Genomic DNA, 25,612 nt, shown 5'->3' with positions numbered 1-25,612 from the left:
CAGTTAGCTTTGTTGTTATTAGCTATGTTTGTCACTTTGACGCAATAGTATCCAGACAGGCAGTAAACCAACCAACACAATCAATAGACTGGGTAGTGCTGCCCGTCCCCACATACCCTCGCTCGTCATTTCAAACACTCGCACTGCAAGCGTATCCCAGCCCTGACGCCTTGTCATTAATGTAATTGGCATCTCTTTCATCACTTCCACAAACCCCATCAGCAGTGCCGTGAGCACGCCGGGGCTAAGCACAGGTAACATCACATGACGCCAGCGCTGATAGGCGCTATCGCTTAGTAGCTTTGCCGCCGCCTCTTGATTGACAGTTAATCGTTGCAGCTGCCTGTCTACTGGCTGAAAGCTCACCGTCATAAAACGTGTCGATAATGCCAGTAGCATCACGATGACACTACCAGACAACACTTGCTGCGAGGTAATACCAAAGGCAATCATTTGATTATCAAGCCACGCAATAGGAATAAATATACCTACTGCCAATACCGTACCAGGTACCACATAACCTAAATTGGCCAATGTGGTCATAAGCTTGGTCGACTTATCAGAATACTGCCGTTTGATCCACGCAATAATAATTGCCAAAAAGGCAATAAAAAGCGTGGTCATACTAGCAATCATGAGGCTATTGGTAACAAAATCAATATAGCGCGCATCAAAATCTTGGCGAAAGTTCAATGCTGTCCAATAAATCAGCTGTAAAACTGGCACTAAAAACGCCACCAAAAATACAACTGTGCATAGCAAGGTCATACCTATTTTGGCAGGCTTGCTAGCATCAAAGCGTTGATTACTGCCTTGCGTCAGTGAGCTACCACGCTTGGCCTGCCAATACTGCTCAAACAATACCACGATAAAGATCACACCGATGAGCAACGCGGCCAGCTGCGCCGCCGTAGTCAAACTAAAAAAGCCAAACCACGCCTTATAAATCGCTGTGGTAAAGGTATCAACATTGAATACTGACACCGCCCCAAAATCTGCCAAGGTCTCCATACTTGCCAGCAACAATCCGCCAATGATCCACGGTAATGCCTGCGGCAATGCCAACCGAAAAAACACTCGGCTCCGGCTCAAGCCCAGCATCTGCCCTGCTTCAATCGCTCGCCTGCCTTGAGACAAAAACGCCTGACGGGCTAACAAATAAACGTAAGGATAGAACGCCAGCGACAAGACTAAACCTGCACCCCATACATTACGTACTGACGGAATCGCGGTGCTGATACCAAAATCACGTAACCCTGTCTGGAGCGGCCCACTAAAATCAACAATACCGATAGTAACAAATGCCAATACGTAGGCAGGTATCGCTAGCGGTAGCATCAATGCCCACGAAAAAAATCGCTGACCAGGGAAGCGGTACATACTGGTCACCCAAGCAAGAGCCGTACCGATAATGCCTGAGATTACCGTCACCATAAGCAATAAAATTGCGGTGTTTTTGAGCACTTGTGGCAGCACATAGTCTGCCATATGCACCCAAATATCTGCAACTGGCTGAGTCCACGATAACAGCACGATCAAAATTGGCACCAGCATAAACAACGAAATCAGCCCTAAGACTGATTTCGATATAATACGTTTACGAAGGGCGTGGTCTTGGCTGATAGCCTGCTCATCATCGACACCGTCATGGACGGTGTCGTTCTGAGTAAGGGACGTATCTGGCGTTGTGATCATATTCTCATTACCATGTCATACTCATCGAGACCTTATAAACTGATACCAAACTCAAAATTATCATTGCTTTGACAACTATGTCTCAATGACTTATCTGTGAAAACTGTTCGTTAAATCATATATTTTTGAGCTTGGTATATCGATTATTGGTAGCCTCTTATTTATAGCCCGCTTTGTCCATCATCTGGATAGCTTGGGTTTGTAGCTCACCGAATTTCTGTACATTGATATCGTCTTTCTTGAACTCACCCCACGATCTGAGCATCTCTGACTCATCAACCCCTTCTTTGACTGGGAATTCTTTGTCTGAGCTGGCGTACAGACCTTGTGCCTCATCAGATGACAGCCACTCTATAAGCTTAAGCGTACCATCTGGATTGTCCGAGCCTGCAACCACGCCAGCGCCTGAGATATTAACGTGCGTGCCCGTGGTGTCTTGGTTTGCCCAGAATATCTTAACAGGGAAGTTTGGTTGTTCGTCCAATAGACGACCATAGTAGTAGCTATTGGCAATACCAACTTCACACTGCCCAGCAGCAATCGCCTCTAACATGCTGGTATCATCACTGAATACATCAGTCGCTAGATTATCGACCCAACCACGGATGACGGCTTCAGTTTTCTCTTCACCCAAATGCTCAATCATGCTGGCCACAAGTGACTGGTTGTATACTTTTTTAGAAGTACGCAAGCATAACTTGCCTTTCCATTTAGGATCGGCCAAATCAGCATAAGTAGATAATTGGTCAGCAGTGACTTTGCTTGGATCATAAAAGATCGTACGCGCACGTAGCGACAAACCTGTCCACTGACCTTTTGGATCACGATACTTTGCAGGGACATTTGCTTCTAGCACAGACGACGCTACTGGTTGCAGCAACCCTTGCTCTGCCGCCTGCCATAGGTTACCCGCATCTACGGTCAATAGCATGTCAGCTGGGGTATTTTGACCTTCCGCTTTTAGACGCGCCATGAGTGGGCCTGTTTGGTCTGTGACCAACTCAACCTTTACCCCTGTCTGCTCGGTATAACGATCTAGTAGTGGTTTGATGAGCTGTTCGTTACGTGAAGAATAAATAGTAATCGTTTGGCCATCTGCGCTAGTAGCACCATCATCGTTAGCTACTTGTTGTTCAGTACCAGCTGCTGGCGCTTCTACTTCTGCGCTCTCTTCTGTAGTAGATGAATTGCTACAGCCGGCTAACCCCAACATCATGCCAAATACGGCCGCAGGTAAAACAAGCTTCGTAGACATAAGGTTAGCGCTGATGGTATTCAATGACATGGTTTTCCCCATAATAGTGCTATAAAAAAGGTACAACAAATGGTAAAAAAAATGGCTATAAAACCCTTAAATATCAGGAATCATAAGACCATAATATGTGAGAACAACATACTAATGGAAATGATAGTAGTTATCAATACATTTATTGAACTCAGAAACACACCCATTATTGACCTTGAGTGCTATTTATAGATAGCAATTATAGATGCCAATAATTTTCGTTGGAGACTCGATTTAAAAATCTTTAGAGACGTGGTATTAGATTAGAGCAGCCACTGTCCTAAGATAGCATTGACTGCGGCTTCTGTACGCAATATGCGTGGTCCTATATGCACAGGCATACAGCCCTGCGCCGCGAGTAACGCAATCTCATAGTCAATCCAGCCGCCCTCAGCACCGATGCATACTAAACTTGGTAGTCCTAGAGATGAGTTACTCTGTAGCCATTCAGAAAATGACTGCTCTCCATAAGGGTGCGCAACGATCGCTTGATTAGTCATCAGACGTGGCAAGGTATCTTCGACGAACGGCTTAAAGCGCTTTTGTAACGTAATCCTAGGCGCAATCGTATCAACCCCTTGCTGTAGTCCTTCTAATACAAACTCATCGAGGCGCTCAAGCATCGGACTTTGCCAATAGCTTTTTTGTGTGCGGTAGCTATTAATCAGAACAATATTACGTACGCCAAGCGCCGTCATATCGATGATTAGACGCCGTAGCACTTTAGGACGTGGCAAGGCTAAAACAACTGTCACATCTGGTTTGGCAGGCGGTATAACGTCGAGCTGAACATTGCACAGTTGAATACGGTCAGGTGCCATATTCTCAATGGTAGCTGTACCCAAATGACCACCGAGCTGTCCGATTTTTAGCGTGTCACCGACTTTTGCACCCAATACTTTATTGACATGATTGACTTGTGCCAGAGCATCAATTTTTGCTTTGTCTGTCGAGAAGTTCTCAGCAGGTAACAGTATACAGTTCATAGCATCTCTTGGTTTAGCTTCTTAATAACTGGTGCTCTAATGGCTGGTTTTTTGATCGTTAGCTTTATGAATAGCCAGCTCTTATACAGCCTGTTCTCGAATAGCGTATTGCTCGATGACATCTTCGATCATCGCAAATTGACGGAGCAATACTGCTTGCTGCTGCGCGGTTGTTTTCTCACCAACCTGCCCTACCGCTGCTGCTAACGACAAGTCGCTTAACCAGCGCTCTAACTGTTGATAAATAAGTGCAGTGTCATCTGTACTGCCAGTATTACCAGTAGCGTGGTTGTGAGAGGGTTTGTTATTGCTATTTAATGTCTGTTGATTTGGAGTGCGTTGTGCCGTTTCGGATGACTCATTCATTACAACTGAACGATAACACTCGTTGTTTGGTTGATATAAAGCGCCTACCTCTGCCAGCTTATCGACCACACTTTGGCAAGACTGGGTATAGCGCCCCATGATGACAGGCGTTGCCACGCTAGCCGGCTCAACTGGATTGTGACCGCCTATATCTACCAGTGACCCTCCCACTAGTGCAACAGTTGCCAGCGTGTACCACGTCATCATCTCACCCATACTGTCTGCCAAATAAACTTGCGTGTCTGCACCAATCGGCTCATCGTTACTGCGACGAGCCATAGTGAGCCCAGTCTTTTGAATCAGTTCTGCGACCGCATCAAAGCGTTCAGGATGCCTAGGAACGATAATCAACAAGCTCTCAGCCAGTGCTGATTGTGACAATAGCTGTTGATGCAAGGATAGTGCCACCGCCTCTTCGCCCTCATGCGTACTCGCTGCGACCCACACTGGTCGACCTACTGTGGCAAACTCTTTTGCCAGCTGATTTTTTTGATGTGCTATATGTGCATACACCTCTGCTGTATCGGCGTCCTGATCATCAATATTGATAGTATTACTATTGGCTTTGGGTGTATTGATGACCCACTTTAGTGACCCTGCCACGCGAATTTGTGCACTATCAGCCCCCAATTGTCTGAAACGTTTCGCAGAATCGCTGTCTTGTGCAATGATGAGAGCAAGATTTTTCATCATGCTGGTGCTGACTGCCGCAATTTTTTGATAGCTCTTAAAAGAAGCAGACGATAGACGACCATTGACTAAGACGCTAGGTATCTGGTGCTGAGCCAGCTTGGTCAAGATATTGGCCCACAGCTCGGTCTCTACAAATAGCGCAGCGATAGGCTGTACATGAGCCAAAAACGTCTCAATCACAGCAGGACTATCGACAGGCACATAGCTGTGACTCATGCGACCTTGGGCTATCTCATCTACAAAACGACTGGCACCGCGAGCAAACCCTGTCTGTGTGGTATTGGTCAGCCATATCTGATAACCATTCGCCATTAGCATATCTAACAAAGGCGCAACGGTATTGGTTTCTCCAAGCGAGACCGCATGGCACCAAATAACGCCTTTATGATCTTCATCGATAGCTATTGGGGGCGATGGGTATTGCTTCCCAAAACGTTGAGCCACTTCTTGCTGGTAGTTGTCGCGTTTATGAGAGCGACGCCACACTTGCAAGCGGTACAGTGGCTTTAGCAAACTGATCAGGAATTGATAATAAAACGGCGTCTGGTACACCGCCTTTTCAGTCAATGGCTGACTGTCTGCTAGCATAGTGTCCGCCGGGTTCGAAGCGTTGTCAGATGAAGAATGTGTTGATGGCATTGAGCAGCCTAAATTAGTAATGGATCAAACAATAGGAGGGTAAATGTGAAAACGCGCCAATTTTACCTGAAATCAGCGCGTAACAATAAGCTTTTAAACGGTTACTGAAAAACAGTTACTAAAAAAAGAGCACTAAAAACAGCTACTAGACAATAATCAAAATCAATAATGCGATTAGGATCACGGCGCCAAATAATAACTGATAACGTTTAGTACTGTGCTGCTCTTGTTTTTGGGTTGTGATCAATGCTTGCGCTTGCTCCCATTGGCGTACTAGATTGGCAGCTTCCATATGCCCGTTGTCTGAGGCTTGCTCCAACCAGTACTTACCATTAGTCATATCTTGAGGGACACCTACTCCTTGGTAATACAGTTTGCTGAGTAAGCGCTGTGCACGGCTATCGTTTTTGCTAGCGGCTTGCTTCACCCAATCCACAGCCGCTTTTTTATCGCTTTCATTATCTGCCGTCAGTCCTTCGCCCAACAACTGATACATTGCCAAACGCAGCATAGCAGCCGTATTGCCAGTCTCGGCCGCTACTTGCAGGGTTTGCAGCGCTTTATTCTTTGCTTCGATATGATCATCTGAAAAGACAATTTGGCTGCGAGGTTTGTCCTGCTTGGCAATATGCTGCTCAAACTGATCAAGCACTTTGCACGCTTTTTGGTATTCAGCCACACCTACTGTTTGTGGTACTTCAATCTCATCCAATTCTATGAGCAATTGCGTAAACATCTCTGGGGTTGGCGAAGTTTTTGCTGGTGCTATAGGTTTGGTGACTGGCTGTGTCACTTCAGCCACTTCAGTCAGCTCAGGGCGCACATGGTTATCTACTGGTAACGGTGCAGCGCCCATCGATGGCTCAGAGGTCGTAGCGATAGCAGAAGCTGTCTCTGTGTCGGCTACTACCCTGTCAGGTTGAGTCAACGGATGACTGACAGGTGCCTTTTTTAACTGCTCATGGACATTGGCTATTGCACTTGTTTCAGTGTGTGCACTTGGCGTTATCGTCGACTGTACGCTTTGGGCCGCATCGGGCGTTGCTACTTCACTCGTATGATAACTCGATGGATCAGAGAGGTCTGGCAGTCTTGTCTTAACTGCTTGGTACAATCCACTAGCAATCTGCCCACCTTGTACTGCATCAAACGGACGATCAATATGACCAAACAAACGCAGTCCTATCGGCTCCAATGCAAAAAATAAAGGCCTAGCATCAGTAGCCGCATTATTATCATTATAGCCAACCGCCATATGCTGATAAAAGTCATCAGTGCTGAGTGGCAACTCAGAATAGCGCTTACGTAGCTCAAACTGACCATACCAATGGGGCCTGCTTTGCCACTGCTGCGCCAATACCCGTCCTGCATAAAATGCCAAAAACACCAAAAAATTACGGTAGTACTCATCGACTAATAAGGTCGACTCATCCCATATGCCGCTCTTAACCATATCACGGCGTACCTGAGACAATAACGTATCGATACGTTGCAAACTCTCAAGTGACTCATCCAGCACACAAGCATGTAGCTCTGCCTCGTATGCGATACCACCTGCGACAGGACGTCCAGCCAGAAAATCCTGCCAGTAGCCTGCTGCCATATAATCCAGCGGCGTTAAGGGCGATGCAGACGATACAGACATAGACAGGCGAGTCCTTTTAGTAGATAAACTGGTCGTAGAGACGAGACAGTTAGCGTGATCACACGATTAAAAATCTGAATAGCTTACCTTAACCCAAAAACCAAAGCGCTACAATAACGGACTGAACAAGCGTACCACATTATCAAACAAGCGCTTTGAGCCATGGCGCTGCTGCCACTCTTCACTATTCAAGATACGACAGTTTTGCAAGTAGACCTCTTGGCAGTCAGCCACTTGGGCCACCATCTCTGGTGTATAAATCGCCAAACTGACTTCCATATTCAAATAAAAACTGCGCATATCAATATTGACCGTGCCAAATAGACAATAATCGTCATCGATAACCACGGTCTTGGCATGTAATAAACCGCCTCGAAACAATGCAATGGTCACGCCAGCATCGAGTAGCTCTTGGTAATAGGCCTGTGACGCATGCTGTACAAGGAAAGAATCAACCTTCTCAGGAACGATAAGCGTCACCTCTACCCCGCGTTTAGCCGCTATAGTCAATGCACCTGATAGGGATTCATCAGGTACAAAATATGGCGTGGTGATGCGAATGCGTTTGTTGGCACGATGGACGACTGTGACCAACGTGTTATATATCACGTGAGCGGTCAGCTGCGGGGCTGAAGGTATTAACTGCGCCAATACCTTATCGACAACAGGCATCTTTGGTATCACAATGGAGGTAGCACCAATCTCTGGTTGCTCATGCTCATCAATAGTATCGTCCAGTACCTTCACTCGACTATTCAAGTCATTGATGGTTGGGTCCATCACGTACAGCTTACGCGTATAGTTATTGACTCGCTGATGCAACTGGGCAAGATTATCGTTATTTTCGGCGCCGATATCTGTCACGATAACCTTGGCCATCGCTGTATTAATACTGATAGCCTGTTGACTGGTGGTTCGTATCGCCACATCAATCCACTGTCCAACGTTTTTATTTTGTTTAAAAAACCGTGGATCAACCAAATTAAAGCTGCCGATATAACCAATATGTTCATCAATGACGACCATTTTGCGATGATTACGCAAATCAGAGCGCTTAAACAATGTCTTAAACAACCCTACTGGCAATGACTGATGAACAAAAACACCCGCCTTTTCTAAGCGGCGATGCTCGCTACTATTGATAAAGCTAAAACTACCCACACTATCGGCCAATATATGACATTCCACCCCACGCTGCGCCGCTACAGATAGCGCCTCTATTACCTCTAATACTTGTCCTTTTGGGTATACAATATAAAACTCCATAAAAACAAGGCGCTTTGCTGCATGGATATCCTCTATCAAGCGCTGGAAAATCAAAGCAGGATCTGTCAACAACTGCATCTGATGATTGGGGTATATTCCAAGCCCTGTCCAGCGTGTTCCAATTTGACTGACGCCGCGGTATTTGATTGGCAATAGCTCCTGACCTTTATCGAACACCAAATGCGCGCGGCGTGCCATATCATTCATCACGATACTTGCTTGATCCACACGCTCACGATAGCGTCGTCCGATCATCGGCTCGCCCAATAATATGTACGCAATCAGACCGAACACGGGCACCGTATAAAGCACAGCAATCCAAGCAATGGATACCCCAATATTACGCTGTACTGACACCACGCGTAACGTCATGACAATCATGAGTACAATATGCAATATCAGACCCAGACCTGCAAAGTCGCCCAACGACCAATTGGTGAAGGTCTGTCCAATAGTAAAAGTATTTATGCTGACCTCCATCAATGATGCCTAAAAACAAAGTAACCGTAGTATAGTAGCTTTTCATTATCAAACAACAGCTAACGATAATTAATGGGTTATGAAAAATGCCAATCAATATCGGCCTTATGCTGTTGTTTTTAATAATATTAAAAAATTATTATGAATTATTTCATAAAATAGTCAAAATAACGTTTGACAGCCATGTGTAAATCTATATAATACACACCCACAGCAGCAGAGCTTAGTGACAAACTTAGAGCTCAGTTGATGTTGAATAAATTGCATTGCAATTGTTCGAGGGGTGATTAGCTCAGTTGGTAGAGCGTCTGCCTTACACGCAGAATGTCGGCGGTTCGAATCCGTCATCACCCACCACTTCTTAGCAAGTGGGCTCCTTAAATAAGAGCAAAAAGCTAAGACGACCTAAGCAGCGGTAGTTCAGTTGGTTAGAATACCGGCCTGTCACGCCGGGGGTCGCGGGTTCGAGTCCCGTCCGCTGCGCCATATTTAAAACGAATTTAGACTGTAAAGTTTAAGCAAGTTTCGCCTCAAACATTAGATTGTTTGAGGTTTTTTTGTGTCTGTGTTTCTTGCTTTCCATATTTCCTCTAACATCTATACTTTTACTGATATAGGTATCTCTCAATAAGCCTCTATTTTGCATTAGTGATAGTTATAATCATTTAACGGGCATATATCTGTTTATGACTATGGACGCTGATTCATGCGGCTGACACTGGCAATCAACGCCACCATCACCACCCCCATAATAATTAAGACACCCGACATCATGTGCGCCGCCTCATAGTTAAGTGCTTCTACTTGTTCATATATTGCAATCGACACCACCTTAGTCTCACCAGAGATACTGCCGCCGATCATCAGTACGACACCAAATTCGCCAATGGTATGAGCGAAGCTCACTAAACTGCCCAAAATGATACCCACGCGTGCTTGCGGTAGGGAGATTTTGATAAATCGGCGCAATCGACTGGGCTCTAACAGGTGAGCCACTTCCGTCACACTTTGGGGAATACGCAAAAACTGTGCATATACTGGCTGTATATAAAAAGGCAACGAGTAAATAATCGAACCGATCACCAATCCTTCAAAAGTAAAAATCAATGAACTGATATTATGCTCAATGAGCCACTTACCGATACCAGCATTGGGGCTTAGTAGTAGTAGTAAATAAAAACCAATGACGGTAGGTGGTAGCACTAGAGGCATAGCAATGATGCCCATGAGGACTACTTTGAGACGTCCCATAGCTTGTCTACGGCTAGGTTTTGCCAGCCAATAAGCGATAGGCGTGGCAAATAGCAATAGACATAAGGTCGTAACAGTAGCGAGCTTGATACTCACCCAAAATGGACTGAGCATATCTGACATAAGAGACGGGTCGATCATATAATGTCACTGCTCGTTTTATAGGTAGAATGTCTAGTCTAACGAATTAATTGATAGACAGATAGCCTGCTTGTGAGAAGTGTTGTTGCCCCACCTCCGAGCGCAAGTAGCCTATAAACGCTGCGGCAGCAGTTGTATTATTGATGATAATTCCATCTTGTAGAATAGGTGGGTAGGCTGCGGGTGGTAAAATAACAAACTGCTCAGGTTTGGCTTGTATTGAGACAAGCTGAGACTGCGCCACAAAACCATAGTCCACATTGCCTGTGTGTGCATATTGAAACGCTTGACCGATATTCTCTGCCTGTATCAAACGTTTTTGAGCATTTAATGTGTCATACATCTTCTGTGATTGTAGATAGGCTTTTGCCGCGGCGCCATAAGGGGCAAGATCAGGATTAGCAATGGCTATCTTGCCGTTACTGGTAAAGTTGGCAATGCTAAACACCTCACTAAGTGAGGTTGGCGTGATACTACTCAAAGGTTCTGTGACACTATAAAGTGCTAACTGCCCTCTGGTATAGGTAAACGGACGCACTGACTCACTGGCTTTATTTGCGATGCTTTCATCAGCAAGCTTTGCTGGAAATTCCTGATTGGCGGACAAGAATATATCATAAGGCGCCCCTGCCCTAATCTGAGCATATAGCTTGCCAGAGGAGGCATAAGTGACCTCAATATCTAAGGTATCTTGTTTAGAGACATTATTATCTGCCTGATAACTATCAACGATGCTGGGTAGCACATCAGATAGATTAGCAGCCGCAGCGATACGCAGCGTTTTGTCCTGCTCAGTCGTATCAGCCGAAGACTTGGCCCCACTATCTTGTGTACAAGCGCTTAGTGCGAGCAGAAGACAGGTAAATGCTCCGGCAGCAGCTACTGACTTGACCACTTTAACCATTATTGCTTAACCATTTGGACGAGTCGTCTTCGTAATACTCTTGCTTCCAGACGGGAATATCTGCTTTGATGGTATCCAATATCCAGCGACACGCATCAAATGCAGGATAACGATGTGCTGACACCACCCCTACCCATACAGCCACATCACCAATGTCCAAGGCACCAATACGGTGTATCGCAATGGCATGAGTAATCTCAAAGCGTTTTTTGGCCTCTTCTATAATGGCACGGCCTTGGTTGATGGCCAAATCTTCGTAACCATAATAGGTAAGACGATCTACGCTTGTAGCATTATTATGATTGCGCACCCGCCCTTCAAAGCAGACAAACGCACCGCAGCTGTCATTGTCTAGCGTACTTTTGAGCTTGTCTTCATCAATAGCAATATCTAGTAATGCAAAGCCATCACGTTCAGCGATAAGGTAAGCCTCATCAGCGCTACGTTTAATAGTCATTGAATGATCATGGACGTTATCTATCATATCTTGTCTCTTTTGTGCTAATAGCGGCGTTATCACCGCTCATAAATACAAACCTAACCACCAGCAACTGGAGTGATGAATACCACGCTATCGCCATCATTTATGTGATCTGTCCACTTAGCAAAGTAGTCGTTTACAGCGACGCGTAGGTCTGCCTGCGGACGGCTAAAGTGATACTTTTGATTGAGCTGTTCGTACAGTTCAGTCAATGAAGTATTCTGCTGCACTTTTACTGTCTCCTGCTGACGATTGGCTTCATCCGCCAAACTCGCAAAATAGATGACATTGATATCCATCATTGATTCGATATCAGCTTTTGTATCGATAGCACTCATAACCCTCTCCTCTCTTTGCAAGCTTCCCTACTTGATAGTCAATATCTCTTCGAACATGAGCTCATTGTTTTTGTATTAAGCATGACTATAATCTGACTTACCACCTGTCTTTTTGACTAGATGAATATCATCTATAACGATGTCATGCGATAGCGCTTTAGTCATGTCATAGATGGTCAAACAGGCAACACTCACGGCGGTTAATGCTTCCATCTCCACCCCTGTTTTGTGCGTGACTTTGACAGTAGCGCTTACCACAATGCTGCTAAGTGCATCATGGTACGTAAAAACAAGACCGATCTTATCCAATGGCAGTGGATGACAAAGCGGTATCAAATCATGAGTACGTTTGGCCGCCATGATACCAGCGATATGTGCCGTTTGGGTGATGCTGCCTTTTTTGGTCATACCATCAGTTGCTTTGATCTGCGCATAAATCTCGCTGGGAAAACGAACTTGCCCAGTGGCATTGGCTTCTCTTGTCGTGGCGGTCTTGCCACTGACATCAACCATAGTGATATCGCCATTACCGTCTAAATGCGATAAAGCAGATTGCTGATTTTTTTGTGCACTGTTACTCATTGATATAGCCTTTTCTTAGTAATCTTTTTATTAGTATTTTTATTATTTTGGTAGAGCGGCACATGCCTGCTTAAAATCTTTAGGCGTATTAAAGTTGGTTAAATGCTGCCATTCTACAATAAATGGCACAGCCTCTACCCTCGGCTGAATAAATGGCATCACTCGACGCTGACCACTATCAATATAGGCTTTTAGATCAGGCTCGATATCTAAACGGTATAAACCCAGTAGTGGATAAAAATGACTGTTATCTTCTAAACAAATGACTTTTTTATCGACAGCTTGTTTATCAATGGCTTGGTACACCGATTGCTGTAATGTCAACCACAGATCGGTTGCAGGTATTAAGCTGTCACAGCTAATAACCAGTAACCATGATTTATTCTTATTTTTTGATTCATGTGAATCCTGTAATCCAAGCAATGTTTGCAGTGCTGATTCAATAGCGACTAGAGCGCCGCCAGTGTTGATCGTATCGTCGCATTTACTGGCATTACTATTAGAACTATAGTCAGCAATATGCATAACAGGCGAATTGGGGTTTTCTAGATTTATATCTGAACCAATTTGAAAACTACGTCCATTATCTGCAATCAAAATAGGAATTTGTAACTTGCTTGCTTGACGGACATGATAGTCCAATAACTGCTCACCTGATGGCAACGTGAGCATTGCTTTAGGTGTGCCCATGCGTCTAGATGCACCGCCTGCCAAGATAACCACACCTGCCAAACCATCCAGATTATTTGAGCAATCTGTTACTACTCTATTACCTTTCAGACTTGATTGTATATCACTCATAGGTCAATTATTTATAACTCAATCATGGCTAGGATTTTGTGCCAAAAAATGTGGCACAAAATTGCATGGACGCGTACGGCTGTCAAACTGCTCTTTTAAGATATTTTCCCAACCAGTACGGCAGGCACCAGATGAGCCTGGTAGACAGAATATACCCGTACCGTTTGCCATACCAGCTACTGCTCTTGACTGCACCGTAGACATCCCAATCTCATCTTTTGAAATCAGACGGAACATTTCACCAAAACCATCAATAGACTTGTCAAATAGTACGCTTACGGCTTCTGGCATACTGTCTCTGATAAAGAACCCTGTACCGCCAGTAGTGATGACCGCGTGCACGTCTGCACTGGCAATCCAGCCACTAATAACGGCGCGAATTTGGTAAATATCATCAGTGATTAATTGGCGATCTGCTAAATGATGACCCGCTTTTGTCAAGCTGTCTACCAAGTACTGACCTGATGTATCTTCTGCCAACGTACGGCTATCAGAGACTGTCAGTACAGCAATATTAAGCGGTGTAAATTGTGCAGCGGACTTACTCATAAAAGATCCTTTCTAAATATGATTTTATAGTTATATCAAAAATGGTTTTAATAAAATATTCAGGGTAAAAAACAGCTTGAGCAAAGAATAATTAATCGAGTGTTAGTATAAGAAGCTAACTTATCCTAGCCACCGATTATCGATAGATTGTGCATGATGCCACTGTTAGAATCATGCAGATGATGATGCTCAGGTTTGATCGGCATAAAGCTATGTAAAGTGCTCACCAGTCCCTGGATATCGTCTTGCTGTAAGTATGGACGGATATCGTAGTTGCCTTGATCAAACAGACATAAATGCACCTTACCTTGGCTGCTTACGCGCAAGCGGTTACAAGTATCACAGAAGTGTGCCGCATATGGGGCAATCATACCGATACGACCGACATACTCAGGGTGGCTGTACTCTACTGCTGGGCCATCAGCACTACCACGCTCATGTGGCTGCCAGCCATGCTCTAGCAAATAGTCCGTGATAATATCAGACTGAGCGTGCTGTGCAAAAAACAAATCGCTATTGTCGCTGGTCTGCATGAATTCAATGAAACGGTAAGTGACTTGTCTGTCTTTGACATAGTCGATCGCCGTGATTAAATTCTCAAAAGCAGTCTCCGCCATCAAAACGCTATTTATTTTGAGCTTGATATCGGTCGTTTCTAACAACGTATCCATATCCGCCAGTATCTGCGGCAAAGTATCAAAGCCAGTCATCTTATGAAAGGTGGCGGCATCAAAACTGTCCATGCTGATATTAAGCTGATCGAGTCCGGCTGCTTGCCAGCTGGCTAAGTGCTTACCTAATTTATAACCATTACTGGTCATTGCTACTGTTTCGATGCCGTCCATTTGCTTGATTGTTTCAATAATTTCGACAACATCACGTCGAATAGAGGGCTCACCACCAGTGATTCTTACTTTCTTGGTACCTACTTGCGCAAAGCCGCGCACCAATGTCGCAATTTCAGAAATACTCAGCTCATCATCAGGACGCTTACCTTGATAGCCGTTCGGCAAACAATACTCACAGCGAAAATTACAAAAATCGGTAATCGATAGGCGCAGATAGGTCAGACGACGCGAAAATCCATCGGTCAAAGGCTTATGAGCGTGTATTTGATCCGTTGGTTCCACTACAGCTGACTGGGTATAGCTGTCAGCAAACGCCGGCGCTGACGCAGGAGAGTATAGTTGCGGACTGTCTATTTGGATGTGGTCATCATTCATATTTTACTGCCATCAGTATTGCTTGTTATAAGCGTTACTTTATTATTCGTGTTTAGCATGCCATTGCTAGATTTTCTACATTGTTTTTTTGACTGTATTCAATCAGCTTACATCAAATTAGCAAACGCCAAGCTAGCGATGTAGCCAAGGAAATGGTTGTACAACAACGTCACTACCCGCTATCACATTACTGCTGTCTTTATTCAAAACAACAAAACAGTTGGCACGGCTTAGCTGCTTAATTCTATGCGATTGCTGGTTAGAGAAGCATTCAACTTGATAATTACCTGCATTATCTTGAGATAATATACCGCGTTGAAAGTCTTTACGACCGGGAGATTTTCTGATGTCATTAGTAAGCCTTGCTTTAATGGTTAGCAGCATAGGTTGCTCTGACACAGTAGCACCCGACATCTGCCATAGTGCAGGTATGACGAACTGTAGCGTACCCACGACTGTAGAGAGTGGATTACCGGGTAGTCCAAAATACAATACAGGCTTATCAAGATTTTTGTTTAACTCACCAAACACAAAAGGCTTACCCGGCTTCATTGCTACTTTGTAATGGTTAATCTGCCCAAGCGTCTCGATCACTGTTGTTAAAAAGTCATAGTCACCAACTGAGACACCTGCTGTCGATATCAGCACATCACAGTGTTGCATGGCTTCATGCACAGCGGCTGTCGTCTTGTCTAGGTTATCAGGAATAATGCCATAGTCGCGAATAACAATTGGCAAATCTGATAGTAGACTTTTGAGCGTTGGGGTATTTGAGTTGTATATTTGGGCTAAGCTCTGAAGCTCATCACCGATAGTGACCAGCTCATCGCCGGTTGCGAGCACACCGACGACGAGTGGTTGAAACACGCTAACTTGGCTGATGCCTAAATTGGCAAGCAAACTGATATCAGCAGAGTTGAGGCGCTTACCTATCTTTAAAACGGCTTCGCCAGACTCAATCTCTTCGCCCTGCGCGCGGATGTTATTGTTGATTTTAGCCGTTTGTGTGAGTGTGATGTTATAGGGCTGCGACTTATCGATGGTATCTCTGATATCAGCAAAGTTGGTATTTTCTTGCATGATGACCGTATCACAACATTTAGGTACAACTGCTCCCGTAAAAATACGGACACCCTGCCCTGCTGCTATCACACTAGTATAAGCACTACCAGCCTGAGATTCACCAATGATTTCGATAGTATTACCTTCTGATAGATCGCTACCATCAGCAATGGCATAACCATCCATGGCGGATAGATTCTGTCTGGGTACGTCGAAAGGTGAGGTAATATCTTGCGCCAGTATGCGGTTGTGACTGTCCAATAAATCGCAAGTATTGATGGCTCTTTTTTGTAGCGGAAAATCCATATCATTATAATCATTGATACGCAGCTTTATTGCCGCTTGTAATTCTTCCATGGTAATCATAAAGGTACGCTCTTTTGATCGTTCTAATTATTTTTTATAAAATACATACTATCAATAGCTTCAATTATTACTATCGACAGCTCTAACTAAAAGCAGTTATTAAAGATAAAGATGCTATTAAAGATAAAGCTTTTAAAAATTCAGTATCTAGAGTCTATCACCCAAAGTATCAACTTTCTTGTATTAACCTTGTCCTGATAAGTTTTGAAAAAACGAGCATATGTCGTTAATTAGAGTACCCTCAACATTCAATACTCGTAACCACATCTATTGCATTAATGAGGTATGGCAAGATCAAACATAGACTGGAGCAAAAAAAGCACCTTGGCAAGGTGCTTTTTGTAGAGCAAAGTAAAATGGGTGTTTGAGAGCTGATAGGTAATTATTAGCGAACTAATGGCTAGTCAACAGCAATCAAAGACAGTTAGCAAAAGCTGCTTTTATCCAGTGTATCAATACCGCCAGTGTCCCTCACCATCCAGCCAATGAAGATGCACTGTTTTGAGTGATAAATCCATCTGCGGTTCGCCCATTGTCTGCCTGCCAGCGTTGAAATGCCATACGCGTATTGGTACCCACGATACCATCAGCGCCCTTGGTATCATAACCCATACTGGTCAAACGACGTTGTAGATTCGTGACTTGTGCGGTAGATAATGGACGCTCATAACGAGGCCATGATTTCTGCAATCCACTCTGTCCATCAATCGTTTTGCCCAGCAGACTCACTCCTAACGCATAACTCGATGAGTTATTGTACACTCTAATAACATCAAAGTTGGGACTCAGCAGTAGCACTGGACCATCTTTACCAGCTGGCAACCACAGCTCCATCTCGGTATTGGCATCTAGGTAAACATCAGCAATCGTATCCACACCCATTGCCGCCCATCTAGCCGCAGGTTGTTTGCTACCAGCGACCGAGTAGTCAAACGACGCTGGCACGGTTGCCTCATAAAAAGGCGCTAGACCACGAACCCAACCTGAGTTACTAAGATAGTTGGCCGTAGAAGCTAATGCATCGCCTGTTGCCCATGGATTGCGGTGACCATTATTATCACCATCCACACCTTGTTTGAGCCACGTTTCAGGAATGAACTGCGTCTGTCCCATACCACCTGCCCAAGAGCCATCGAGCTGTGACCATGAGACATCACCGCGCTGTAGCAGCGTTGCTAGCGATAGCAGCTGGGCCTCCGCAAAGGCTTGACGACGACCATCATAGGCAAGACTGGCAAGCGAGCTTGGCAAATTACTGTTGCCAGTGACCGCACCATATGATGACTCCATACCCCATATCGCTGCAATAATCTCGGCATCAACACCATACTGCGACTCTAGCTGCGACAAAAACGCACGCTGATCTGCAAATTTACGCTTGCCGACGCTGACACGTCCACTTGATACCGCAGAGTCTACATACTCCCACGGCATTTTAGAAAATTCAGGCTGCCCTGAATCTAGCGAGATGACTTGCTGATTCAGATATGCCGAATCCAACATCCGGCGAATAACCTGAGCATCATAGCCTGCTGATATTGCGCGCATAGAAAAGTCTGACTTCCAATCAGAAAAACTACTATAACTAGGCTTTGGTGCTGGCTGCGGCTTGACAACTGGTGCAGGTGTCGGCTTTACCTGAACAGTTTGAGTCTGAGTGATCTCAACACCGCCTTGACGGACAGGCTTTTTTTGCATTGCTTGTTGACTTGTACACCCGACCATTACTAATGCTGGCATCAGGGTGAGGTATTGTTTTTTTAATTTCATAAAAATCTCAAATATGAATAAATGAATGACTCAAAGTCGCCTAGCCATCAGCAACAATGCCTCAATGTTAATGTATTAATAATGATATCTTAGTACTTATATATTAGTACTAACGATCAAGTACCGTACGCGGATCTATCGGATTACCATTCAAGCGAACTTGGAACTCTAAGCCGACTTGATTGGTTTGACCACTGCTGCCCATATTGGCAATGCGTTGACCACGCTGTACCGTATCCCCTTCTTTTACAAGCAGTTGGCTATTATGCGCGTAGGCAGTGATATAGTCATCACTATGACGAATCATAATCAAATTGCCATACTCTGGTAGACCATTACCTGAGTAAAGCACTGTTCCTGATTGGCTGGCAAGTACTGGATCGCCAACGTTTCCAGCAAACCACATCCCCATGTTGCCTGCAGCAGGATCAATATTACGAGTTACTGGATTGCGAGTCGGATAGTCATAGCCAGAGGTCGAACTGGTAGTTGCCCCATACGCTGGCGTTGGAGCCGTCGTCACAGGAGGCGTATAAGTAGGTTGTGGCTGTGCTGGTCTGCTGTAGCTATTATTGCTAGCCGTCGTTGCCGCACTGCCCTGCCATAGCTTGAGCCACTGCCCACTATAAATCGTATATTTACTATCTAGGTTATTCAGCGCCCCAATTTGACGATAGTTGAGACGATAGCGCGCCGCAATTTGGCTGACCGTATCGCCGCGCTGTACGCGATGGTAGTTAGGGACGCCTTGCGCGTTGGTTATGATCTTAGGGCCAGCTTGATTAGGTGATTGATAAGTCGGCTTAGTTGCACAGCCCACCACAGACAAGGTAGCAACTGCCATTGTGCCAATTAACGCCGCTTTGGCAAGGTGCGATCCGGTCGTAATTTTTTTCATACAAGGTTCCTGTTCTTTGTATTGCTGATCTATTGTTTTATCATCCAAAAGCTTTTGACATCACTAAAAGCTCTTTTGGTATTTTGACTGCACACTACACTTAGCCATCCATCAAATGACTTATATCACTAACACAGTAGATGGTAAAGTAACCATGATGGCTATTTATATGGTTTGGATTACATCGTATCGAGCTTATGGCTTTATTGCCTAACTTATAGCTTTAGTGCCTAAACAGCGTCGAAAACTGAGCCAATGCCACCGTCGGCGTATGGTGCAGACGTACTGGCGATAAACTGACATACCCTGCCACTACAGCCTGATCATCTGTCATCACCGGCGTAGCGATATCTCCGCACTTGCCGTCACTTCCAAACCCGCCATCTTTGGGTCTTGATAACGGAGCGGCAGTATCTAGAGGCGATTCTTCCATACACTCGTCGTTTTTACGTTTTCGTAAAGACAGCCAGTATGCATCCCGGCCACGCGGATCAATCATATGACGTACAGGCTGAGCAATCTGTTTGTGTGCCAATGAGGTTATCTTTCGACCTCTAATGTCATCTGCGCTACCCACATCAGGGATATTAACGTTTAATACATGATAGGGCAAACTTTTGAGAGTATCTAAAATCGGTGTATCAGTAAGCAGTTTGACGATTTCATTGGCTGCTACCTTATAATCGTCTGCTGATTCTTGCCCGCCATTTTTTACGCCGCCACCTACCAAAGACGTCGCGATAGCAGGTATTCCAAAGAGCTGTGCTGTCAACGCCGCACCAAAGGTCCCAGAAAACATCACATCTTGACCTAAGTTTGCTCCTGAATTGATACCCGTAATGACGCAATTAAATTCCATATCACGGTGTAGCTCATGCAGTGCCAAGTGAATACAGTCAGCAGGGGTTCCGTTTACTGCTACAAACCCTGATGGTAATTGATGCGTATGTAATGGTTTTGAGACACTCAGTGCGCTAGCATAGCCACTTTGTTCGTCGTTTGGGGCAACCACTACGACCTCACCAATAGTCGATAGTGCTTGAAACAAAGCCAATAATCCTGGCGCATGCACCCCATCATCATTACTAATCAAAAATTTCATATCAGCTCGTTATATTTGTATCAGACGTTCTATCTGCCCGTGGTTTTGTTACCGTACCATATCTTTATTGATGCAAAAATTGCAACTATAAATGAGATAAAATTTAACGCTTCCATCTTAAAAGCCTTGCCATATCATTATATGGTCAATCCTCTATAAAAGAGTGCTAGTGTTAGCTGCGCTTGAAGTATTCAATATATATCTATACTAGACACCTGCACTTAGTTACCTTATACCTCTTCCACTTGTATCTCATCTAAATGACGTCAACCATCGTAAGATAGCTCACTTTAATTGCTCGAGTGATTATATCTTAATAATGTACTCTGAAATCCCCGGTTTTCACTAGAAAATGTATTGCGTTTTTTGTCGATAACTGTGCTATTGCTATCAAACCAAACTGAGAAAAAAGTAGGAACAAACAGTGCGTTACAATACGCAACACCATACAACAATACAAACTGATGCATTTATACTGAGGTGACCTCGTTGGTATATGCTACTGATATGTTTCTATGAAGTGCCATCGGCTCACAAGATATCTACACATAAATCAATATTTTATGTGACTTTTGTTTTTTTACCCATTAACATATCACCATCAAATAAAGATAAGCGAGTGTAATACTGAATGAAGAATCAATCGATATTATCTATAGCTTCTGTGATAGCAAAGACTGCCTCAAAAATCGGGCTTGCAGGACTGATAACGTCTATTGCCATGCTGTCTCAAGCGTCTAATGCTGCAAACAATCCTGCGACTACTATTCCGTTAGATCTGTCTGGCATTAATATCACTAAGCATGAAATCGCTGTGATGCAGGTACTATCAGAGATCTGTCCATCAATGCTGAACGGTAAGCAGAAACAACGTTTTTATAAGTCATACACTGTACAACTGCACGAATTAATGCCAACTCTAGAAGACCCAAAAGCAGCCATTCAATATCTGTCAACGCAGCAAGACTACCGTCAGATATTGCAAGGTATCCGCAGTTGGACAATGGGCTTCTCAAAGCAAGAAAACAAAGCTCTGTGCGAAGATTTAGCAGACGCTGAATATTAATAGAGTGTATTAGCAGATAAAATAACGGCGTTAATCATTAGCTATTAATTTTTAGCAGTCGTTATAGAATATGATGATATAGACTATATCTTGTGGTTTATGTCATACAAAGCTTGCCGTAATGCCATTTATAAATCACAGATGGCACGGCAGGCTTTTTTGTGGTTATCACATTTATGACAAGCGCAAACCAGTTATACTTCAACAAAAGCAAGCACTTGATTAGTATTCATTTTTCTTTTTATTCTTGTCTTACTTTTTTGCATTTATCGATTCCCCATCGGTTGGCATTTTGCTAAGATAAGGCGTTAATTTTATGTCTATCGTGCCGTCGTCCCTATTTTTGTAGATACATGATTTTAGACATGATGTCTAAGGTATATTGCCTAAAATAATATATGAAAATTGGTACTGAGCATAAGCGATAGATACATTTGGTTCCATGATGCGGTGTAACGATATATGACAGTAAAGCGTGTGAAAAATCAGCTGGTACAGTTGGTAGTGGGTGTAAGTATCTCAATGAGTGCAGTGATGGCAAACGCAGCCATACAGCCGCCTGAGATGGATAATACCGCCTATGTATTGATGGATTATAATACTGGTGAGATTTTGGCTCAAAAGAATGCTAATGAAGCGCTACCGCCAGCGTCCCTAACCAAGATGATGACCAGTTACATCATTGAGCAGCGCCTAGCATCGGGTGACCTCAAAGAAGACGACCAAGTGCTCATGAGTCCAAATGCATGGTGCCGTGGTAGTAGCAGCCAGTCTTGTATGTATGTTCCAGTTAATAAGACAGCCAGCGTTATCGACATGCTACGCGGTATCATTATCCAATCAGGTAATGATGCTTCAAAAGCAATGGCTGAGCATATTGCTGGTAGCGAAACATCTTTTGCTATCTTGATGAATGAACAGGCGCAGAAGATTGGTATGGAAAATACCAACTTCGTCAATGCAACCGGTATGCCTGATGAGGGTCACTTAGCATCAGCCTTAGACTTGTCTAAACTTGCCCGCGCTATTATCAAAAATAGTGGCGATTACTATAGTATTTATGCCGAAAAAGAGTTTACCTACAATGGCATCACCCAAGGTAACCGTAACGCTCTGCTCATCACTGACCCAACTGTTGATGGTCTAAAAACAGGTCATACGGATGCTGCAGGCTATTGCTTAGTGGCCTCTAGTAACCGCGACGGTATGCGTCTAATTTCTGTCATTATGGGCACTAAGAGCCAACAAGCGCGTGCGGATCAATCGCGTGAACTACTCAATTGGGGTTTTGGTCACTTCACCACAGTCACTAAAGCACCTGCTGGTCAGTTTGTCAGCAAAATTCCAGTATGGTTTGGGGAAGCGGATGAGATAGAGCTGGCTACTGGCGATAACTTACAGATCCTAACCAGCAAAACACAAAAGAATAAAATCACTACGGTAGTCGATATTCCTGAGAGTTTAGAAGCACCTATCAAAAAAGGTCAAGAAATCGGTAAGATGATGGCGGTTATTGATGGTAAAGCGGTGGCGTCCGTTCCTGTTATCGCGACCAGTGATATCGAACAGTCGGGATTCTTCAGCCGTACTTGGCAACATGTTGTACGCTGGGCAAAGAATCTTTTTTAAGCGTTACCCTATCTTTATAGGACGTAGTTTATCTTTATAGGACATACTTTATCCTTTTAGAAGTTACCCTTCTTATAGATAACAACATAAATAATAACGCTAACAACGTATGAATCAGTAAAGACCCGTTAACAAAAAGACGCCTCAACATTGGGCGTCTTTTTTTGTACTAGAAAACGTTTGCTTAATCGCTAGCAAACATAGTAGCGGTAGGAAACTCTATAAGAGTATTATTGCTGGTCAATCATATCTAGCGTACTACCGAGCACACCATACGAATTTGACAGAGCCAATCACCAATCATGTATTGAGCTGTCGCATTACGTCCATACCAACCAGCGCTTTAACAAATCGCTCAATGCCTTGTCTGTATAATTGGAACTGTGGCAGTAGTCAATGCCAGCTGCTTTTAAACCATACTCGAAATTATCGACATAACGCGCTTGATGTTGGGGATACCAATATATCAATAACGCACGTTGCACGCTTTCTTCGTTTTCATGTTGGCGAATAAGTTTTGCTAATAGCTCAGCTTTATCCGCGAGCACGTCCTCAGCGAACATCACCATATCGACCTTCTGTGCCCTTATCTCATTCATGACTTGCTGTACGTCCTGGTGACAGATCACCCTAGCGCCCAGATACTCTAGCTCATTGAATAACGCACCCGTCTCTTGATCATAATAATAAATAATCGTTAGCCCATTTAAGAGCCGCTGCTGACGGGACTGCTGCTGGTTTGGCATTGCTACAGTAAGCGTAAACTCAGTGCCTGAGCCCAACGTACTATCAACTTCAATTGTAGCGCCCATAAGCTGCGCCATTTGCTTCACAACAGGCAAACCTATACCTGAGCCTTCATATTGACGTGTTTGTGATGAGTCCACCTGAAAAAACGGATTGAAGATATCTTCAATATGATCGCTATCGATACCGATACCGGTATCTTTTACGCTGATTTTCCAGCGATTACTCTTATCAAAATGAGTCAATTGCGACGATATAATCACCTGTCCGGTAGGGGTAAACTTGATAGCGTTATTGAGCAGGATCGATAGTATCTGTTGAATTTTGGCCGAATCCCCATGCAAGCTATAGTCTATGTGATGGATATTGCTAATAAGCTCTAAGCCTTTTTGACTGGCAATAGGCTCAAATTTCACTAATAGATCAGAGATTAATTGTAGCGGATTAAATTCGTTGGTATGAATCCTTATTTGACCCTTTTGTATCTGATTGAGCTGAATAATATGGTCGAGCGATAAGACCAATTTATCACTACCATCACTGATAATTTCAACAGCATCTTTCTGCTCTCTGGTTAGACTCTCATAATCCAACAACTGCAGGCCACCCACAATCGCATTGAGCGATGTTTTTAGCTCATGGGTGATCATGCTCTGAAAATTATGCAGCTGTACATCAAGCGAGACATCCTTGTTATGTAGCTGCTGCTCAAAAGCCGCTAATGTCTCATACCCTATTTTGGCCTCTTGTAGTCGACCAAATAGTATGACTAATGCTTTTTTTATTTGCGTAAGCTCTTGGAAATTGAAGCGCTGCGGGATGATCGGTAGCTGCTCTAACTCCGAGTTTTTTGTGATGGTTTGGCAGATATCTGTCAATGCTTCGATATCTTTGACAGGCCAGTTAAGCTTTCTAAAGATATATAAAGCAAATATAACAATCAGTACGACGGTTGTGAGCCATAACCATAAGACACTTTGGAACCAGTGCAGCCGTAGCAACTTTACGTCCATTGTAATGTTGATATAGCCAATCAGCGCACTGTTTTTGGCAGAGTCATCAGTCAACTGATTGGTACTTGGCGCGTTCGCCATACTTTCTGACAAAGTGCTGGCTATTTGTCGGTCAGATGCTGCATTATCAGCACCTGCCTCATTATCATCTTCATACTTACTCACGACTGGATAATTAAAGCTGACAGTATCGGCAAATAAAGCATTTCGCCAGTCATCAAGGGACTGGTTCACATCGCTGATCGGTTTAGAGGTTGAATAGAAGACAATACTTTGAATCGTAGGTTCGTTTTCTAGCAAAACATTGACTTGATCAGCCACAATATCTGCACCATCTGCTGTCGATGCACTAGTCGTCAATAGCGAAGCCAACTGCTGGATATGCTGCTGCTTTTCTTGGTAATGATGCACCAACCCATAACTAAAAGGCAGCACAAATCCTGCTAGCACGGCCAAAGTTACGGCCTGCCCAACAGAGCGCCAGATAAGCATAGAAATGGTTTGAGACGAACGGTTGTTCATATCACTCTACTGAGTAAAGAAAACTTTTACTTATAGTACAGGTATTTGGGAGATGTTATAAGCGAAAGATTGAGGTAATTTATGACTGCGTTGACCGGACGGATGCAGCACC

General features: G+C 44.0%; 21 protein-coding genes and 2 tRNA genes. 4 read left to right on the top strand and 19 right to left on the bottom strand.

Features of this window, described 5'->3' with window-relative positions:
* Positions 1–18: 18 nt before the first annotated feature.
* The 6 genes from NJD71_RS00610 to NJD71_RS00585 all read right to left on the bottom strand — a co-directional run bounded on the left by NJD71_RS00610 (position 19) and on the right by NJD71_RS00585 (position 9,055).
* Complete coding sequence (locus NJD71_RS00610) at positions 19–1,695, bottom strand: ABC transporter permease (RefSeq protein ID WP_319049997.1); 1,677 nt, start codon at positions 1,693–1,695, stop codon at positions 19–21.
* 157 nt (positions 1,696–1,852) lie between these two features.
* Positions 1,853–2,980, bottom strand: coding sequence for an extracellular solute-binding protein (locus NJD71_RS00605; RefSeq protein WP_319049996.1), 1,128 nt, complete (start codon positions 2,978–2,980; stop codon positions 1,853–1,855).
* A 263-nt stretch (positions 2,981–3,243) separates the two neighbouring features.
* The gene (locus NJD71_RS00600) at positions 3,244–3,966 is read right to left on the bottom strand and encodes a 16S rRNA (uracil(1498)-N(3))-methyltransferase (RefSeq protein WP_319049995.1); all 723 of its coding nucleotides are present in this window, start codon (positions 3,964–3,966) and stop codon (positions 3,244–3,246) included.
* A gap of 81 nt (positions 3,967–4,047) precedes the next feature.
* A complete protein-coding gene (locus NJD71_RS00595; protein WP_319049994.1) occupies positions 4,048–5,664 on the bottom strand; it encodes a 3-deoxy-D-manno-octulosonic acid transferase in 1,617 nt (538 codons plus the stop codon).
* Between the two features lie 145 nt (positions 5,665–5,809).
* Positions 5,810–7,309 carry a sel1 repeat family protein gene (locus NJD71_RS00590; protein ID WP_319049993.1) on the bottom strand — a complete coding sequence of 500 codons (1,500 nt, stop codon included), beginning with the start codon at positions 7,307–7,309 and terminating at the stop codon, positions 5,810–5,812.
* Between the two features lie 108 nt (positions 7,310–7,417).
* Entirely contained in the window at positions 7,418–9,055 is a 1,638-nt protein-coding gene (locus tag NJD71_RS00585) for a cardiolipin synthase (RefSeq protein ID WP_319049992.1), read from the bottom strand.
* Positions 9,056–9,336: 281 nt separating this feature from the next.
* Here NJD71_RS00585 and NJD71_RS00580 point away from each other — a divergent pair.
* Positions 9,337–9,412, top strand: a tRNA-Val gene (locus NJD71_RS00580).
* Between the two features lie 52 nt (positions 9,413–9,464).
* Positions 9,465–9,541: transfer RNA gene (locus NJD71_RS00575), tRNA-Asp, on the top strand.
* A gap of 204 nt (positions 9,542–9,745) precedes the next feature.
* Here the strand turns inward: NJD71_RS00575 and modB are convergent.
* The 12 genes from modB to surE form a co-directional block, all read right to left on the bottom strand.
* Positions 9,746–10,447 carry a molybdate ABC transporter permease subunit gene (modB, locus tag NJD71_RS00570; RefSeq protein ID WP_319049991.1) on the bottom strand — a complete coding sequence of 234 codons (702 nt, stop codon included), beginning with the start codon at positions 10,445–10,447 and terminating at the stop codon, positions 9,746–9,748.
* A gap of 46 nt (positions 10,448–10,493) precedes the next feature.
* Positions 10,494–11,351 carry a molybdate ABC transporter substrate-binding protein gene (gene modA, locus NJD71_RS00565; protein ID WP_319049990.1) on the bottom strand — a complete coding sequence of 286 codons (858 nt, stop codon included), beginning with the start codon at positions 11,349–11,351 and terminating at the stop codon, positions 10,494–10,496.
* The gene (locus tag NJD71_RS00560; RefSeq protein WP_319049989.1) at positions 11,344–11,835 is read right to left on the bottom strand and encodes a molybdenum cofactor biosynthesis protein MoaE; all 492 of its coding nucleotides are present in this window, start codon (positions 11,833–11,835) and stop codon (positions 11,344–11,346) included. The genes modA and NJD71_RS00560 overlap by 8 nt, the downstream gene beginning before the upstream one ends.
* Positions 11,836–11,888: 53 nt before the next feature.
* Entirely contained in the window at positions 11,889–12,170 is a 282-nt protein-coding gene (locus NJD71_RS00555) for a MoaD/ThiS family protein (protein WP_319049988.1), read from the bottom strand.
* Positions 12,171–12,245: 75 nt separating this feature from the next.
* Entirely contained in the window at positions 12,246–12,752 is a 507-nt protein-coding gene (gene moaC, locus NJD71_RS00550) for a cyclic pyranopterin monophosphate synthase MoaC (RefSeq protein WP_319049987.1), read from the bottom strand.
* A 42-nt stretch (positions 12,753–12,794) separates the two neighbouring features.
* Positions 12,795–13,553, bottom strand: coding sequence for a molybdenum cofactor guanylyltransferase (gene mobA, locus NJD71_RS00545; RefSeq protein WP_319049986.1), 759 nt, complete (start codon positions 13,551–13,553; stop codon positions 12,795–12,797).
* A gap of 18 nt (positions 13,554–13,571) precedes the next feature.
* Positions 13,572–14,102: a molybdenum cofactor biosynthesis protein B gene (gene moaB / locus NJD71_RS00540; RefSeq protein WP_319049985.1), complete on the bottom strand. Its 531-nt coding sequence runs from the start codon at positions 14,100–14,102 to the stop codon at positions 13,572–13,574.
* A gap of 125 nt (positions 14,103–14,227) precedes the next feature.
* Positions 14,228–15,325 carry a GTP 3',8-cyclase MoaA gene (gene moaA / locus NJD71_RS00535; RefSeq protein WP_319049984.1) on the bottom strand — a complete coding sequence of 366 codons (1,098 nt, stop codon included), beginning with the start codon at positions 15,323–15,325 and terminating at the stop codon, positions 14,228–14,230.
* A gap of 132 nt (positions 15,326–15,457) precedes the next feature.
* Positions 15,458–16,753, bottom strand: coding sequence for a molybdopterin molybdotransferase MoeA (locus NJD71_RS00530; protein WP_319049983.1), 1,296 nt, complete (start codon positions 16,751–16,753; stop codon positions 15,458–15,460).
* A gap of 471 nt (positions 16,754–17,224) precedes the next feature.
* On the bottom strand, positions 17,225–18,523 hold the full coding sequence (locus NJD71_RS00525) for a lytic murein transglycosylase (protein WP_319049982.1): 1,299 nt from the start codon (positions 18,521–18,523) through the stop codon (positions 17,225–17,227).
* Between the two features lie 109 nt (positions 18,524–18,632).
* Positions 18,633–19,421 (bottom strand): LysM peptidoglycan-binding domain-containing M23 family metallopeptidase, encoded by a 789-nt coding sequence (locus NJD71_RS00520; protein ID WP_319049981.1) that lies wholly within the window; start codon positions 19,419–19,421, stop codon positions 18,633–18,635.
* A gap of 223 nt (positions 19,422–19,644) precedes the next feature.
* Complete coding sequence (surE, locus tag NJD71_RS00515) at positions 19,645–20,523, bottom strand: 5'/3'-nucleotidase SurE (protein ID WP_319049980.1); 879 nt, start codon at positions 20,521–20,523, stop codon at positions 19,645–19,647.
* 631 nt (positions 20,524–21,154) lie between these two features.
* Between surE and NJD71_RS00510 the strand changes: the two genes are divergently transcribed.
* Positions 21,155–21,589: an MCR_0457 family protein gene (locus tag NJD71_RS00510; protein ID WP_319049979.1), complete on the top strand. Its 435-nt coding sequence runs from the start codon at positions 21,155–21,157 to the stop codon at positions 21,587–21,589.
* 462 nt (positions 21,590–22,051) lie between these two features.
* Entirely contained in the window at positions 22,052–23,218 is a 1,167-nt protein-coding gene (locus NJD71_RS00505) for a D-alanyl-D-alanine carboxypeptidase family protein (RefSeq protein ID WP_319049978.1), read from the top strand.
* A 320-nt stretch (positions 23,219–23,538) separates the two neighbouring features.
* On the opposite strand, the gene NJD71_RS00500 is transcribed toward NJD71_RS00505, so the two are convergent.
* Positions 23,539–25,500: a sensor histidine kinase gene (locus tag NJD71_RS00500; RefSeq protein ID WP_319049977.1), complete on the bottom strand. Its 1,962-nt coding sequence runs from the start codon at positions 25,498–25,500 to the stop codon at positions 23,539–23,541.
* Positions 25,501–25,612 lie beyond the last annotated feature (112 nt).

The organism is Psychrobacter sp. PP-21, from assembly GCF_033790785.1.
Lineage (GTDB): Bacteria > Pseudomonadota > Gammaproteobacteria > Pseudomonadales > Moraxellaceae > Psychrobacter.
The sequence above is the reverse complement of the archived record's forward strand: the minus strand, read 5'-3'. Positions and strand labels throughout refer to the sequence as shown.